This window comes from Micromonospora sp. WMMD1120, from assembly GCF_029626235.1.
In the GTDB taxonomy this organism is placed as follows: domain Bacteria; phylum Actinomycetota; class Actinomycetes; order Mycobacteriales; family Micromonosporaceae; genus Micromonospora.
In genome coordinates this window covers 2988294-3002856 of the sequence record NZ_JARUBO010000005.1, presented here as the reverse complement: position 1 = coordinate 3002856, position 14563 = coordinate 2988294, and the positions used below count along the sequence as shown (strand labels likewise).

Below are 14563 nucleotides of genomic sequence, written 5' to 3'. Positions count from 1 at the left end.
GATGGACGTCTCGACGCTGGTCCTGGTGATCGCGTGCCTCGGCGCGGGCGGTGCGGCGGGCTGGTTCGCGGCCCGGTCCCGGTCGGCGGCCGACATCGCCCGGCTCGACGCCACCCTCGCGGCGACCCGCGAGGGTGAGGGGCGGCTGGAGCAGTCGATGCGGGCGTTGAGCTACGAGGCCACCGCCCAGTCCCAGGAGGCGGTGGCGCGGGCGGTCGCGCCGCTGCACGACACCCTGCGCCGTTACGAGCAGCGGGTCGCCGAGCTGGAGCACGACCGGGTCGACGCGTACGCCGAGCTGCGCGAACAGGTCCGCTCGATGAGCACGGTCTCCGGGGAGCTGCGCACCGAGACCAAGCAGTTGGTGGCGGCGCTGCGCGCGCCGCAGGTGCGGGGGCGCTGGGGCGAGCACCAGCTCCGCCGGATCGTCGAGGCCGCCGGCATGCTGGAGCACTGCGACTTCGCCGAGCAGGTCACCGCCGCCACCGACCAGCAGGTCGTGCGGCCGGATCTGGTGGTCCGGCTGCACGGGGGCCGGTCGGTGGTGGTGGACGCCAAGGCGCCGTTCGACGCCTACCTGACGGCCATGGAGGCCCGCGACGAGCGTGGCCGGGACACCCACCTCGACGCGCACGCCCGGCACCTGCGCGGGCACGTCGACGCGCTGGCCGCGAAGTCATACTGGTCGGCGTTCGACAGCTCCCCCGAGTTCGTGGTGCTGTTCGTCCCCGCCGATCCGTTCCTCGACGTCGCGCTCCAGCGGGACCCGACGCTGTTGGAGCACGCCTTCGCCCGCAACGTGGTGCTCGCCACGCCGGCCACGCTCGTCGCCCTGCTCCGCACCGTCGCCTACTCCTGGCGGCAGGAGGCGCTGGCCCGCAACGCTTTCGCTGTGCACACCCTGGCCCGGGAGCTGTACGGCAGGCTGTCCACCCTGGGCGACCACGTGGGCAAGCTCGGCTCGTCGCTGGCCGGCGCGGTGACCGCGTACAACAGGGCGGTCGGCTCGCTGGAGGCCCGGGTGCTGGTCAGCGCCCGCAAGCTCGCCGAGCTGGGCGTCTCGGACGACGAGTTGGCCACGCCGGCCCAGGTCGAGTTGACGCCCCGGCAGCCACAGGCGCCCGAGCTGGCCGACCCGCCCGAGCTGGCCGACCCCGTCGACGACGGGGCATCGGTTGGCGATCGACTCGGGTGACGGTGCGGCCGGGGGGAGATCGTCGCCCCGGGCTGGGCACGCCGGCGTGGAGTCCGTCCCCGGGGGCGGGCTCCCGCTCGTTCGGCGACCGGCTCAGGACGGGTTGGCGGCCGTCACCACGAAGGGAATGCCCTGCTGGCAGGTGGTCATCATGCCGGCCTCGACCCGACCGGTGACCTCGACCCGGGTGCCCGGCTTCAGCACGTCCCGCGGGCCGCCGATCAGCAGGTAGCCGTCGAGCAGCACGCAGTTGGGCTCCACACCGCTCTGCACGGTGCCGCTCAGGCTGGTGGCGCCGACCCCGGGAGGGGTGCTGGGCCCACCCGGCTTCGGCGACCCGGGAGTGAACGGGGTGGGGGTGGTGGCCGACGGCGGGATGGTCGGGTCGGGCGTCGGCTGGTTGGTCACCGGCTGCCCTCCGGTCGGTGTGGGGGTGGGTGTGCCGCCGCCGGCATCCTGCCCGCCGCAGGCGGTCAGCGCCAGGCAGGCGGCCAGCACGGGTACGGCGAGCCGAATTGTCCTCATGCCGGTTTCGACGTACGCCGACCCGGGTTCGTTCCCACCCTCAGCCGCGGGCCGCGGCGGCCTTCATGTCCCGCTTCAACTCCTGCGGCAGCGAGAAGGTCAGCCGCTCGTTGGCGGTGGTGATCTCCTCGACGTCGGCGAAGCCCCGCGCGGCGAGGTGGGCCAGCACGTCCTGGACCAGGTCGTCCGGGACGCTCGCGCCCGAGGTCAGGCCGACCGTCGTGGCCCCCTCCAGCCAGGCGTCGTCGATCTCGTGCGCGAAGTCGACCAGGTGACCGGCGCGGGCACCGGCGTCCAGGGCCACCTCGACCAGACGGACCGAGTTGGAGGAGTTCGTCGAGCCGACGACGATCACCACGTCACAGGCCGGGGCGATCTCCTTGACCACGTGCTGCCGGTTGGAGGTGGCGTAGCAGATGTCGTCGCTGGGTGGGGACTGCAACAGCGGCAACCGCTGCTTGAGCCGGGCGACCGTCTCCAGCGTCTCGTCGACCGAGAGCGTGGTCTGGGAGAGCCAGACCACCTTCGCCGGGTCGCGCACGGTGATCTTGTCGGCGTCGTCCGGGCCGTCCACCAGTTGGATGTGCGCGGGGGCCTCGCCGGCGGTGCCGATCACCTCTTCGTGCCCCTCGTGACCGATGAGCAGGATGTCGTAGTCCTCGGCGGCGAAGCGCTTCGCCTCGTGGTGCACCTTGGTGACCAGCGGGCAGGTCGCGTCGATCGCCTTCAGCGAGCGGGCCCTGGCCTGCTCGTAGACCTCGGGGGCGACGCCGTGGGCGGAGAAGATGACGGTGGCGCCCTCGGGCACCTCCTCGTTTTCCTCCACGAAGATCGCGCCCTGCGCCTCCAGGGTCTGCACCACGTGCTTGTTGTGCACGATCTGCTTACGCACGTAGATCGGGGCGCCGTAGAGCTTCAACGCCTCCTCGACGGTCTGCACCGCGCGGTCGACGCCCGCGCAGTAACCGCGCGGCTTGGCCAGCAGCACGCGCTTGCCGGTCCCCGGAGTCGCCAGATCCTCAGTCACCCATCCACCATACGTGCCTTCCCACCCCGAGCTAGTTGATCATGAAGTTATCGTCACGACACGCCGGCGAACGGGGCCATAACTTCATGATCAACCGGGTTGGTTGGCGGGGCCGTAGGGTGGGCCTGTGAGTTCTAGTGAGGGGGCGCGGAGCAGCGCGGAGGAGCCCTGGCCGGTACGGGTGGTCAGCCAGAAGGTGGGGGCCTGGATCGCCAAGCTGGGCTGGGTCTGGGTGGACGGGCAGGTGGCGCAGATCAGTCGCCGACCCGGCGCCAGCACCGTCTTCCTCACCCTGCGCGACCCGTCGGCCGACCTGAGCCTGACCGTCACCACGAACCGGGACGTGCTGGACGCGGGCGCGCCGGAGCTGCGCGAGGGCGCGCGGGTGGTGCTGCACGCCAAGCCGGAGTTCTACGCCGCGCGGGGCACGCTCAGCCTGCGGGCCGACGAGATCCGCCAGGTGGGACTCGGCGAGCTGCTGGCCCGACTGGAGAAGCTCAAGAAGCTGCTCGCCGCCGAAGGGCTCTTCGACCGCGCCCGCAAGCGCCGGCTGCCGTTCCTGCCGGGCCGGATCGGCCTCATCACCGGCCGCGCGTCGGCCGCCGAGCGCGACGTGCTGACCAACGCCCGACGACGCTGGCCTGCGGTGGAGTTCCGGACGGTCAACGTGGCCGTGCAGGGCCCGTCCGCGGTGCCGCAGATCGTCGACGCGCTCAGGGTGCTGGACGCGGACCCGAGCATCGACGTGATCATCATCGCCCGGGGCGGCGGCGGCATCGAGGACCTGCTGCCCTTCTCCGACGAGGCGCTCTGCCGCGCGGTGTTCGGCTGTCGTACCCCGGTGGTCAGCGCGATCGGTCACGAGACGGACGCGCCCCTTGTCGACTACGTCGCCGACGTCCGCGCCTCCACCCCGACCGACGCGGCCAAGCGGGTCGTCCCCGACCTCACCGAGGAGGTACGCCTGATCGGCCAGGCCCGACACCGCCTCGAACGGGCGGTGCGCAACCTGGTGGACCGGGAGACGCACCGGCTCGACGGGCTGCGCTCCCGGCCGGTGCTGGCCCGACCCCAGGTGATGGTGGAACACCGGGCGACCGACCTCACCGCGCTACGGCAGCGCGCCGGCCGCTGCCTGGAACATCGGCTCGCCGCCGCCGACGACGACCTGCGCCACACGCTGGCGCGACTACGCGCGCTCTCCCCCGCCGCCACCCTCGACCGGGGGTACGCGATCGTGCAGCGCGCGGACGGGCACGTCGTCCGCGCGGCGGCCGAGGTCGGCAAGGGCGACCCGTTGCGGGTCCGGCTGGCCGACGGCGAGTTGGCCGCCACGGTGGACGGCTGACGGGCGACGGGCTGGGTGGCGACGCGCCGCGCCGGGCAGGGGTGTGCTGAGATGAACCCGATGACTGACGACACGAAGGCCGGGCCGGACGAGCGGCTCAGTTACGAGCAGGCCCGCGCCGAGTTGGCCTCGGTGGTCGAGCGGCTGGAGGCCGGCGGCACGTCGCTGGAGGAGTCGCTGGCGCTCTGGGAGCGCGGCGAGGCGCTGGCGGTGATCTGTCAACGCTGGCTGGACGGCGCGCGGGCCCGGATCGACGCCGCCCGGCAGGAGCAGGCTTCCTGAACAGCACCGCGAGCCGCCCGGTCGCGGCGTCGCCACGACGACCGCGACCGGCGGGTGGGGCGGCCGCGGCCACCCCACCCGGGCACCTCACTTGAACAGGTTGTACAGCGCGGCGGGCGCCTCGACGACCTGGTCCGCCGGCGGCTTCTGCGCGGCGGTGGCGGCGCCGTAGTCGGAGTACGTCATCCGGATCTCCTGCGCGGCGGCCTGCCCGGCGGCCGGCAGTTGCAGCACCAGCTCGCTGAGCCGGCCCTGCGGGTCCACCTTCGCGGTGAACGGGACCGTCTTCGCCTGGGCGCCCAGCGCGGCGATCGTGGCGGCGTTCAACGAGCCCGCCTCGGCGGCCTTGGTCACGTCGATGGTGCCGGCGTACGCGCCGGAGCCGGTGCTGCGCACCTCGGTGATGCCCTCGGTGAGCACCGCGCTGCCGGCCGGGTCGACCTTCTCGAAGTCGAAGCCGAGGCTGCGGTTGCCCTTGATCCGGGTCTGGTCCAGGTGCTGGTACTTGCCGAGGTTGAGCTGCTTGATCTCGGGCAGGCTGTTGGCGGTGGGTCCGCTCAGCTCCAGCTTGACCCAGCTGTCCGGCTTGGCGTGGATCACGTCGAGCTTCATGGCCAGGTCGGACGAGGGCCCGCCGATTGCGATCTTCATCGCCGCGCTCTGGCTGGGCTGGTGCACCTGCCCCTCGGCCGTCGAGCCGGCGCCGGTGAGGCTGAACCGGAAGTTCCCGTTGCTGATCTCCTTGGTGGAGTCGAGCAGCGCCTGCTTGGCGTCGCCCGCAGCCGGGGTGCCGGACGCGCTCGCCGTGCCGGACGCGGTCACCGTCGGGGACGCCGACGAGCCGGTGGTGCCGGTCCCGTTCGCGCAGGCGGCCAGTGCGGGCGTGATCAGGGCGGCGGCTACCAGGCCGGCGCCGAGTCGTCGAACAGTCATACGTGTCTCCCAAGGGGGTCACCCGACGACCTGGTCGGCGCCGGAAACCGGGCGACGCAGCAGCACCGTCGGCTGCGTCGCGCGATCCGGGCCGAGCCGGATCACCCCCTCTTTGTTCCCTGTCGGCGCGGCGGACAATCACCCTTCGGCCGGGTTGCCCATTTTCGCCGCCACCGGCCCACCTACCGGTCGACCCAGGGTCAGCGCAGCGACCCGGCCAGTTCGCGGAGTTCGTTGTCCCGGGCGTCACCGACGATGATCACCGTGCGGGCCGGCTCCAGCAGCACCAACGCCTGCTGGTTGCCCCGGGCCGTGTAGAGCTGCCAGGTGCGCCCGGCCAGCTCCGTGGGGCCCTGCGGCTGGCTCTGGCTGGTCAGCTCCGCGGGGATCAGCCGCTCGGCCGGGACGTTGCTCTGCAGGAGCTGGACGCCGCGCCCCTCCGGGGTGAGGTAGCCGAGCCGGAGGTTCGCACCGCCCTCGACGGTCTGGTAGCGCGCGCTGACCGTCGACCAGTCGGAACCGAGCCCCTGCGGCTGGCTCACCGGAAAGACGTTCGCCGCGCGGGCCTGCTCGATCGCCGGCGCCGGGTCGACCGTCGTGGGCTGGTCACCACCGAGAAAGCCCCGGTAGAACGCGAGCAGCAGCGCGATCGGGACGAGCAGCACCAGCAGCGAGATGGCCATGTCCTTCGGTGACCGCTCGGACCTGCCGGACGCCGCAGCCGGTGGCGGTGGTGTCGACCTGGTCGCGGCGGGCTCACCACCACGACCGGCGGTGACGCCGGCCGGCGGCTGGCCGTCGGGCGGCGTGCGGTCATCGGGTACGCGGTCGGCTGGCTGTGCGGGATCCACCCCTCCATCTTCGCAGCCGCCCGACCGGCGGTATCCGGCCCATCACCGCCCCGCGCCGACGCCCGGTCGGCGATCGTGTGAGGATCAGCGACAAAGCCGGCAGTGGGGACCGCCCCGCCGTCGGCCGTCCCCGCAACGTCGCGAGGAGGAGTAGCCGCCATGACGAACACCAGGACGCGGATCCCGCAGGATCTCGACCGAAACCTTGCCCTCGACCTGGTCCGGGTCACCGAGGCCGCGGCGATGGCCGCCGGGCGGTGGGTCGGCCGGGGCGACAAGGAGGGCGGCGACGGCGCCGCTGTCGACGCGATGCGCAAGCTGATCAACTCGATCCAGATGCGCGGTGTGGTGGTGATCGGCGAGGGCGAGAAGGACAACGCCCCGATGCTCTTCAACGGCGAACACGTCGGCGACGGCACCGGCCCGGAGGTGGACGTCGCCGTCGACCCGGTCGACGGCACCACCCTGATGAGCAAGGGCATGCCGAACGCCCTGGCGGTGCTCGCCGTCTCCGAGCGGGGCGCGATGTTCGACCCCAGCGCGGTGTTCTACATGGAGAAGCTCGCCGTCGGGCCCGCGTACGCCGATGTGGTGGACATCAACGCCGGGGTGGCCGACAACCTGCGCCGGATCGCCAAGGTCAAGGGCACCGACGTCTCCGAGGTGACCGTCTGCGTGCTGGACCGCAGCCGCCACGACGACCTGGTCGCGCAGATCCGCCGCACCGGAGCGGGCATCCGGTTCATCTCGGACGGGGACATCGCCGGCTCCATCGCGGCCGCCCGGGGCGAGTCGGACGTCGACGTGCTGATGGGGATCGGCGGCACCCCGGAGGGCATCATCTCGGCCTGCGCGCTCAAGTGCATGGGCGGAGCGATGCAGGCCAAGCTCTGGCCGCGCGACGAGCAGGAGCGGGAGAAGGCCATCGCCGCCGGCCACGACCTGGACCGGGTGCTGGGCACCGACGATCTGGTCACCGGTGACAACTGCTTCTTCGTCGCCACCGGAGTGACCACCGGGGACCTGCTGCGCGGGGTGCGCTACCGGGCCGGTGGCGCGTACACCCAGTCGATCGTGATGCGGTCGAAGAGCGGCACGATCCGGGTGATCGACTCGTACCACCGGCTGGAGAAGCTGGCGCTCTACTCCGCTGTCGACTTCGACGGTCGTCCGTTGGCCGAGCAGGAGTGAGCAGCACCGACACGGCGACCCCGCAGACGCTGTCGGCCACCCGCCGGATCACCGGCGTCGCGCTGGCGTCGGCCTCCGGGGTCGCGGTGGCGGTGCAGTCGCGGATCAACGGCGAGTTGGGGGTACGCCTCGGCGACGGTTTCGCCGCCGCCGTGGTCTCGTTCGGCATCGGCCTGCTCGTCCTGCTGGTGCTGGTGCCGGCGACCCCGACCGGTCGGCGGGGCCTGGCAGCGACCCGGCGCGCCCTGGCGACGGGCACGCTCCGGCCGTGGCAGTGCCTCGGGGGGATGTGCGGGGCCTTCCTGGTCGCCACCCAGGGGTTGACCATCGGCTCCCTGGGCGTGGCGGTCTTCACCGTGGCGGTGGTCGCCGGCCAGAGCGGCAGCAGCCTCGCCGTGGACCGGGCCGGAATCGGGCCCACCGGTCGACAGCCGGTCACCCGGCAACGGCTGGCCGGGGCGGTGCTCACCGTGCTCGCCGTCGGCCTGGCGGTCGGCGACCGGCTCGGCGAGCCGGGCGCTCTGGCGCTGGCCCTGCTGCCGCTGCTCGCCGGGGTGGGCATCGCGTGGCAGCAGGCCGTCAACGGCCGGGTCCGGGCGGCTGCCGACAGCGCGTTGACCGCCACGTTCGTCAACTTCGCCGTCGGCACGCTCACGCTGCTCGTCGCGTTCACCGCCGACATCGCCGTACGCGGCCTGCCCGGCGGCCAGCTACCGACCGAGCCGTGGCTCTACCTGGGTGGCCCGATCGGCATCATCTTCATCGCGATCGCCGCCGCGATCGTGCGCTTCACCGGCGTGCTGCTGCTCGGCCTGGCCACCATCGCCGGACAGATCGTGGGCGCGGTCCTGCTGGACCTGCTGCTGCCCACCGCGGCGTCGCACCCCGGCCTGAACACCCTGCTCGGGGCCGCGCTGACCATGGTGGCAGTGCTGATCGCCGCGCTGGCGCCTCCGCCCGCCGCCGACCGCAACCCGTCCGAGGGTCAGCGCGGCGGCGGGTAGGGCGGGTCCGGCACCTCCGGTGTGGGCGCGGGACTGGGCGCCGGCGGACAGGGCCCGTACGGCGGGTAGGGCGGACGGGGCGGGTATCGACGCTCGAACCCGCGGGCCGGGTCGGCCAGACCCGCGATCCGGACGGCCAGCAGCACGCCCGGCGCCGTTGCCAGCAACGCGAGCGCCACCGCGAACCGGGTCCGCGCCGGGGTGCCGTACAGCCAACCGACGAGCGGCAGCACGGCCAGGAGCGTGGTGAGCAGGCCCCCGCCGATCGCCTGTCCGGTCCACTGCCGCAGCACACCCTGGTAGCGGGCGCGCAGGAGCAGCGCCAGCGCGGTCAGGACACCGACCGCCAGCACGAACGGCACGGCCAGGAACGCCAGGGTGTCGTCGGCGCGCTCCCACGCCAGGGCCAGCACGATTCCCGCCACCAGCAGCGCCGCGCCGCCGGCGATCCCCCACCAGCGCGGGCCGCCTCCCCGGCGGATCGCCAGTTGGCCGGCGAGCCCGACGACCGCGCAGCCGAGCGTCAACGCCAGCGTGACGGCGAGCAGCAGGTCCAACTGCCGGTCGCCGGGTCCGCCGCCGTCCAGCGGGGGCGGGTCCTCCCACACCGGAAACGTGGAGAACCGCCCTTCCAGAAAGCCGTCCCGCCGCCACAGACCGTCCGAGTTGCGGCGCAGGACGCCGTCCCGGCCGTTGGCGACCAGCACCTCGTGGCCGCCGCCGACGACGGGATAGACGATCAGATCACGGGAGGCGAAGTGCTCACGGACGTCACCCGGTTCGGAGGACCGGCGGGCCAGTTCCTCGCGGCGCGCGCCCGACAGCTCCCAGGCCATCCGCCACGTCACACCGGCGTCGTCGCTCTGCTCCACCCGCAGCTGACCGGCGACCGCCCGGTAGCACCGCCGAGGCTCGGTCGGCACGCATGCCTGCCGCTGCCCGATGTCCTGGCGGGACAACCGCCCCACCTCGGCGGGTTCGGCGAGCCGCCAGCGCGCTCCCCCGTGCTCGCCGACCCACCACTCGCCGTCGGCGGGTCGGGTCGGCCAGTTCTGGTTGCTGCCGCCGAAGCCGATCGAGACCGCCGGCTGACCGTCTAGCAGCGCGGTGCCCAGCGCGTACGGGTGGTAGGCGGGACTGGTCGCGGCCACCGCCAGCAGGGCCGACGGCAGCACCACCAGCAGCCGGACCAGTCGCGCGGTCCGTCGCCGCACCGGTCGGCGACGCGCCCGCGTCCAACTCCACCAGGCCAGGCCGAGCGCCGGCACGGTGAGCAGGTCGGTCCGGTCGGCCCGGACCAGTGACGACCCGGCCAGCACCGTCCAGGCCGACGAGGCCAGCTCGGCGGCGTACCCACTGGATTTGACGATCGCGAACCCGGCGCCCACGCCGACCAGGCCGGCCAGCGCGGCGGCCCGGGGCGGCAGCCGTGGTGCCAGGAGGGTCAGCAGCACCGCTACCAGCGGTGGTGCGAGGACCAGGCCGGCGGCGTCGCTCAGCTTGCCGGTCACCGGGCCGGGGAACGCCGACTTGAGCACATGGTCGTTCACCAGCAGCAGGACCAGCGCGAGCACTGTGACGGGATGGCCGAGCCAGGACAGGGTGCTCGGCGCGCCGTCCGCTGGTGTCCCGTGACCCGTCATCGGTCCATGATGAGGTCGACCCGTCTCGATCCGGCCACGGGTCGGCGCGGGTCCGGTATCGACCGTCAGCCGGCGTCGGACGAGTGGCCGGGGAAGAGGTGGGCGCTCGGGTCGATGGCCACCGCCGCGTTGTTGACAGCGGTGGCCGCCTCGCCGAAGCCGGTGGCGATCAGCCGCACCTTGCCCGGGTATTCGGTGATGTCGCCGGCCGCGAAGACCCTCGGCAGGTTCGTCGCCATCGCGCTGTTCACCACTATGTGCCGACGGTCCAGGTCGAGCCCCCACTCGGCGAGGGGCCCCAGGTCGGCGGTGAAGCCGAGGGCCGCGACCACAGTGTCGACGGGCAGCGTCTCGGTGGCGCCCCCGCGAACCGTCACCTCGGCGCCGGTCACCGTGGCGTCGCCGAGCAGTCGGCTGACCTCGGCGTTGACCACCACCCGAACGGGCAGGGACAGCACTCGGGCGACGGTCGAGGCGTGCGCCCGGAACTTCTCCCGGCGGTGCACAAGGGTCACCGAGCGGGCCAGCGGTTGCAGCGTCAACGCCCAGTCGAAGGCGGAGTCGCCGCCACCGACGATCAGCACGTCCCGGTCGGCGAGCTCGGCCGGCTCGGTGACGAAGTAGAGGATTCCCGAGCCCGGGGCGCCGTCGGCGCACGGCAGCGGCCGGGGACTGAAACTGCCCAGCCCGCCGGTGACCACCACCGCGCCGCAGCTGACCTGCTCACCCGAGGCCAGGCCGAGCACCGGCCGCTCGTCGGCGTACCAGAGCTTCTCGGCCCGGTTGCCGAGCAGGTATCGCGGGCCGAACGGCGCGGCCTGGGCGACCAGGTTGGCGATCAGGTCCCGGCCCTTCACCGCGGGGAAGCCGGCGACGTCCAGGATCAGCTTCTCCGGGTACATGGCGCTGACCTGCCCGCCCGGCTCCGGCAACGCGTCGATCACCGCCACCGACAGACCCCGGAACCCGGCGTAGTACGCGGCGAAGAGGCCGGCCGGACCGGCCCCGATCACGGCGACATCGACCTCACGCATGGCGCACCGTCGCTTTCCGCTCACGGATCAACGCTTGCTGATCTAGACCGTAGGCGGGTGACGACTGTCGGGCAAGCACGTCCGGGGGGCGCGCCGGGGATTCGGTCAGGGCAGGCTGAGGGTGGAACCGGTGTAGTCGGGGCCGTCCACTGTCGGTCGCCGCCGGCGGAACAGGATCGCCGCCACCACCCCGCCGAGCAGCCCGAACAGGTGGCCCTGCCAGGAGATCCGCTCGTCGGTGGGGAGGATGCCGACCAGTTGCCAGCCGTAGAGCAGACCGACCAGCAAAAAGACAGCGAAGTTCCACCAACTGCGCTCGATGATGCCCCGGGTGAGCAGGATGCCCAGGTATCCGAAGATGACGCCGCTGGCGCCGACGACCACCGAGTTGGGAGAACCGGTGAACCACACACCGAGCCCGCTGACCAGGACGATGACGAGCGTCGACCAGAGGAACCGGCGGGTGCCGGCGGCCAGCACGAAGGTGCCCAGCAGGATCAGCGGGATGCTGTTGCTGTAGAGGTGGTCGAAGCCGTGGTGCAGGAACGGGGAGAAGAAGACCCCGTCCAGCCCGTCGATGCGCTGCGGGATGATGCCCGCGGTGGCGTCCAGCCCGAACGCGAGCCCCTGGTCGACAGCCTCGATGAGGAAGAGGAACGGGACCACCGCGCACATGGCGACGAAGGCCCGGCCCAGTGAGGCGTAGAACGCCTCGGTGCCGAACCGGAACGGGTCGCCGCTTGACGGGTGCAGGCTCACCCCACAACTGCTATCAGCAAAAGCAGCCGACCGCCACTCGCGTCCCGACCGGGGTACGCACGACGGCGGGGCCGGTGGTCACCCACCCGCCCCGCCGTCGGTCGCCGTCAGTAGTGGCCGTTGTTCTGGAAGTACGTCCAGGCGCCACAGGGCGTCTTGTACCGGCCCTTGATGTAGCCCAACCCCCAGGTGATCTGGGTGGCCGGGTTGGTACGCCAGTCGTCCGCGACCGAGGCCATCTTGCTGCCCGGCAAAGACTGCGGGATGCCGTACGCACCGGAGGACGAGTTGCTGGCCTTGTGGTTCCAGCCGCTCTCCTTGGTCCAGAGCTTCTCCAGGCAGGGGAACTCGGCGATGCCGAAGCCCTTGTCGATCATCAGCGCACAGCCGATCTTGCGGTTGCCGCTGTACTCGGCGCAGGACGCCGGGATGGGCCCGTCGTACGGCTTGGCCGCCGCGTTCGCCGCGTCCCGCGCGCGCTTGCGGGACGCGGCGGCCTCCTCGGCCTTGCGGGCCCGCTCGGCGGCCTCCTTGGCGGCCTGTGCCGCGCGCAGCTTGGCCTGGTACTCGGCGGCCCGCTGCTTGGACGACTGCACCTGGTGGGCGGCCTGCCGCTCGCGCAGGTACGCGAAATCGGCCCGGTCGACCTCGAGGCTGACCTGTTCGACCTCGGCCTGTTGCTGGGTTTCCCGGTTCTCGCCCAGGTAGAAGCCACCGGCGACACCTACGGAGAGCAGTGCGACAGCAGCCGTACGGGCACCCAACCGGCTCCACAGCCGACTCACGAAGTGGTCCCTTCGTCGGGAGCAAGGACGCGGCGCGGCGCGGCCACCATCGGGCCGTCAGCCGTGCCACGAGCGCCCCGACCGCTTGCCGGTCGCGCCGACGCACCAACCGTCGCCGATGCCGTTCGCCTCTTAACGAACGATTACCACCGATTCCAGTGATGCGTGGACGCTCGTGGGACACGATTGCGCACAGTGAGTCGGATGGGAAACCGACCGAGGTGATTGTGATCTGTGCCACACCAAGAATAGGGACAAATCTCCACAAAGCTCTCGGTCAGATCGGGATGTCCTCCAGCAGGTCGGTGACCATCGCCGCGATCGGCGACCGCTCCGAACGGCTGAGGGTGACGTGCGCGAAGAGCGGATGACCCTTCAGCGCTTCGATGACGGCCGTCACCCCGTCGTGCCGACCGACACGCAGGTTGTCCCGCTGCGCCACGTCGTGCGTGAGCACCACCCGGGAGCCCTGCCCGATCCGGGACAGCACCGTCAACAGCACGCCGCGCTCCAGCGACTGGGCCTCGTCGACGATGACGAAGGCGTCGTGCAGCGAACGCCCCCGGATGTGGGTCAGCGGCAGCACCTCGAGGATGCCCCGCGAGGTGACCTCCTCCAGCACGTTCTCGTGCACCACCGCGCCCAGCGTGTCGAAGACCGCCTGCGCCCACGGCGACATCTTCTCCGACTCCGAACCCGGCAGGTAGCCCAACTCCTGACCACCCACGGCGTACAGCGGGCGGAACACGATCACCTTCTTGTGCCGGCGACGTTCCATCACCGCCTCCAGGCCGGCGCAGAGCGCCAGCGCCGACTTGCCGGTGCCGGCCCGGCCGCCCAGTGAGACGATCCCGATCGACTCGTCGAGCAGCAGGTCGAGTGCGACCCGCTGCTCGGCCGACCGGCCGTGCAGACCGAACGCCTCGCGGTCGCCCCGGACCAGGCGCACCGACTTGTCCGGCAGCACCCGGCCGAGCGCCGAGCCCCGACCCGAGTGCAGCACCAGGCCGGTGTGGCAGGGCAGGCCGGCCGCCTCGTCGAGGTCGAGCGCCTCGCCGGCGTACAACTGGCCGATCTGCTCCTCACCCAGCTGCATCTCGGACATGCCCGTCCAGGTGGGGTCGCTGGCCTGGCCGTGCCGGTACTCGTCGGCGCGCAGGCCGACCGAGGCCGCCTTGACGCGCAGCGGCATGTCCTTGCTGACCAGGGTCACCTCCCGCCCCTCGGCGGCGAGGTTGAGCGCGACGGAGAGGATCCGGGCGTCGTTGCTCTCGTTCCGGAAACCGGGCGGCAGCACCCCGTCGTCGGTGTGGTTCAGCTCCACCCGCAGGGTGCCGCCCGCGTCGTTGGCGGGCACCGGCGTGTCCAGTCGACCGTGTCGGATGCGCAGGTCGTCCAGCATCCGCAGCGACTGCCGGGCGAACCAACCCAGCTCCGGATGGTGCCGCTTGCCCTCCAACTCGGTGATGACCACCAGCGGCAGCACCACCTCGTGCTCCGCGAACCGGTGGAACGCGGCCGGATCGGAGAGCAGCACCGACGTGTCCAGGACGAAGGCCTGGCCGGCTGGTCGCGGCTCCTTGGGGTCGGCCGGCGCGGAGGTCGCCGAGCGGCGGCTCCGGGTGGCGCGGCGGGTCGTGGCAGTCGCGGCCGGGGTCTGGTCGGCACCGGCAGGGGTACGGCGAGTCGTCACAGGCCTGCTCCGACGGATGGGCACCCGCCACCCGCGTTCCGCCTCCTCCGGTGCCCGGGGACACGGGGTCGGATGCGGAACCCCGTGCGCGAGGTCGCAGATCCGGGCGGACCGGCTGGCTCGGGAGAACCCCGTGCCATGCCTAGACGCTAGCCGCGCCGGACCGTCCCGGCTAGAGGTCAGACGTGGATCTCCCGGGACGGGTGCGTGAACGCGCCTGAGCTGAGACGCCCACCAGCCGGAGGGCGCGGCGGAACCGGCCGGGATGCATGCCCCCTGCGCGCATCCCGGCC

General features: G+C 72.4%; 14 protein-coding genes. 5 read left to right on the top strand and 9 right to left on the bottom strand.

Annotated elements, in window-relative coordinates; all coding sequences use genetic code 11:
* Nucleotide 1: 1 nt before the first annotated feature.
* Nucleotides 2–1195 (top strand): DNA recombination protein RmuC, encoded by a 1194-nt coding sequence (locus tag O7634_RS14230; protein WP_278150602.1) that lies wholly within the window; start codon nucleotides 2–4, stop codon nucleotides 1193–1195.
* 93 nt (nucleotides 1196–1288) lie between these two features.
* Here the strand turns inward: O7634_RS14230 and O7634_RS14225 are convergent, their stop codons facing one another.
* Both O7634_RS14225 and O7634_RS14220 read right to left on the bottom strand, forming a co-directional pair.
* Nucleotides 1289–1720: a hypothetical protein gene (locus O7634_RS14225; RefSeq protein ID WP_278150601.1), complete on the bottom strand. Its 432-nt coding sequence runs from the start codon at nucleotides 1718–1720 to the stop codon at nucleotides 1289–1291.
* Between the two features lie 40 nt (nucleotides 1721–1760).
* A complete protein-coding gene (locus O7634_RS14220; RefSeq protein WP_278150600.1) occupies nucleotides 1761–2747 on the bottom strand; it encodes a 4-hydroxy-3-methylbut-2-enyl diphosphate reductase in 987 nt (328 codons plus the stop codon).
* Nucleotides 2748–2874: 127 nt separating this feature from the next.
* Here O7634_RS14220 and xseA point away from each other — a divergent pair, with 127 nt between their 5' ends.
* Together xseA and O7634_RS14210 are read left to right on the top strand one after the other, a co-directional pair.
* Entirely contained in the window at nucleotides 2875–4095 is a 1221-nt protein-coding gene (xseA, locus tag O7634_RS14215) for an exodeoxyribonuclease VII large subunit (protein ID WP_278150599.1), read from the top strand.
* 60 nt (nucleotides 4096–4155) lie between these two features.
* Nucleotides 4156–4377 (top strand): exodeoxyribonuclease VII small subunit, encoded by a 222-nt coding sequence (locus tag O7634_RS14210; RefSeq protein ID WP_278150598.1) that lies wholly within the window; start codon nucleotides 4156–4158, stop codon nucleotides 4375–4377.
* Between the two features lie 87 nt (nucleotides 4378–4464).
* Here O7634_RS14210 and O7634_RS14205 read toward each other — a convergent pair whose 3' ends face one another.
* Both O7634_RS14205 and O7634_RS14200 read right to left on the bottom strand, forming a co-directional pair.
* On the bottom strand, nucleotides 4465–5310 hold the full coding sequence (locus O7634_RS14205; protein WP_278150597.1) for a hypothetical protein: 846 nt from the start codon (nucleotides 5308–5310) through the stop codon (nucleotides 4465–4467).
* Between the two features lie 200 nt (nucleotides 5311–5510).
* Nucleotides 5511–6161 (bottom strand): DUF4245 domain-containing protein, encoded by a 651-nt coding sequence (locus O7634_RS14200; RefSeq protein WP_278150596.1) that lies wholly within the window; start codon nucleotides 6159–6161, stop codon nucleotides 5511–5513.
* Nucleotides 6162–6320: 159 nt separating this feature from the next.
* Between O7634_RS14200 and glpX the strand changes: the two genes are divergently transcribed.
* A complete protein-coding gene (gene glpX / locus O7634_RS14195) occupies nucleotides 6321–7352 on the top strand; it encodes a class II fructose-bisphosphatase (protein WP_278150595.1) in 1032 nt (343 codons plus the stop codon).
* A gap of 29 nt (nucleotides 7353–7381) precedes the next feature.
* Nucleotides 7382–8356, top strand: a complete 975-nt coding sequence (locus O7634_RS14190) for a DMT family transporter (protein WP_278153969.1) — start codon at nucleotides 7382–7384, stop codon at nucleotides 8354–8356.
* On the opposite strand, the gene O7634_RS14185 is transcribed toward O7634_RS14190, so the two are convergent.
* The 5 genes from O7634_RS14185 to O7634_RS14165 form a co-directional block, all read right to left on the bottom strand.
* A complete protein-coding gene (locus O7634_RS14185; RefSeq protein ID WP_278150594.1) occupies nucleotides 8338–9999 on the bottom strand; it encodes a hypothetical protein in 1662 nt (553 codons plus the stop codon). The two genes, O7634_RS14190 and O7634_RS14185, sit on opposite strands and share 19 nt — an antisense overlap.
* A 65-nt stretch (nucleotides 10000–10064) precedes the next feature.
* Entirely contained in the window at nucleotides 10065–11033 is a 969-nt protein-coding gene (locus tag O7634_RS14180; RefSeq protein ID WP_278150593.1) for an NAD(P)/FAD-dependent oxidoreductase, read from the bottom strand.
* A gap of 105 nt (nucleotides 11034–11138) precedes the next feature.
* Entirely contained in the window at nucleotides 11139–11792 is a 654-nt protein-coding gene (locus O7634_RS14175; RefSeq protein ID WP_278150592.1) for a rhomboid family intramembrane serine protease, read from the bottom strand.
* Nucleotides 11793–11899: 107 nt separating this feature from the next.
* Nucleotides 11900–12577: a lytic transglycosylase domain-containing protein gene (locus tag O7634_RS14170; RefSeq protein WP_278150591.1), complete on the bottom strand. Its 678-nt coding sequence runs from the start codon at nucleotides 12575–12577 to the stop codon at nucleotides 11900–11902.
* A 277-nt stretch (nucleotides 12578–12854) separates the two neighbouring features.
* Entirely contained in the window at nucleotides 12855–14270 is a 1416-nt protein-coding gene (locus O7634_RS14165) for a PhoH family protein (protein ID WP_278150590.1), read from the bottom strand.
* Nucleotides 14271–14563 lie beyond the last annotated feature (293 nt).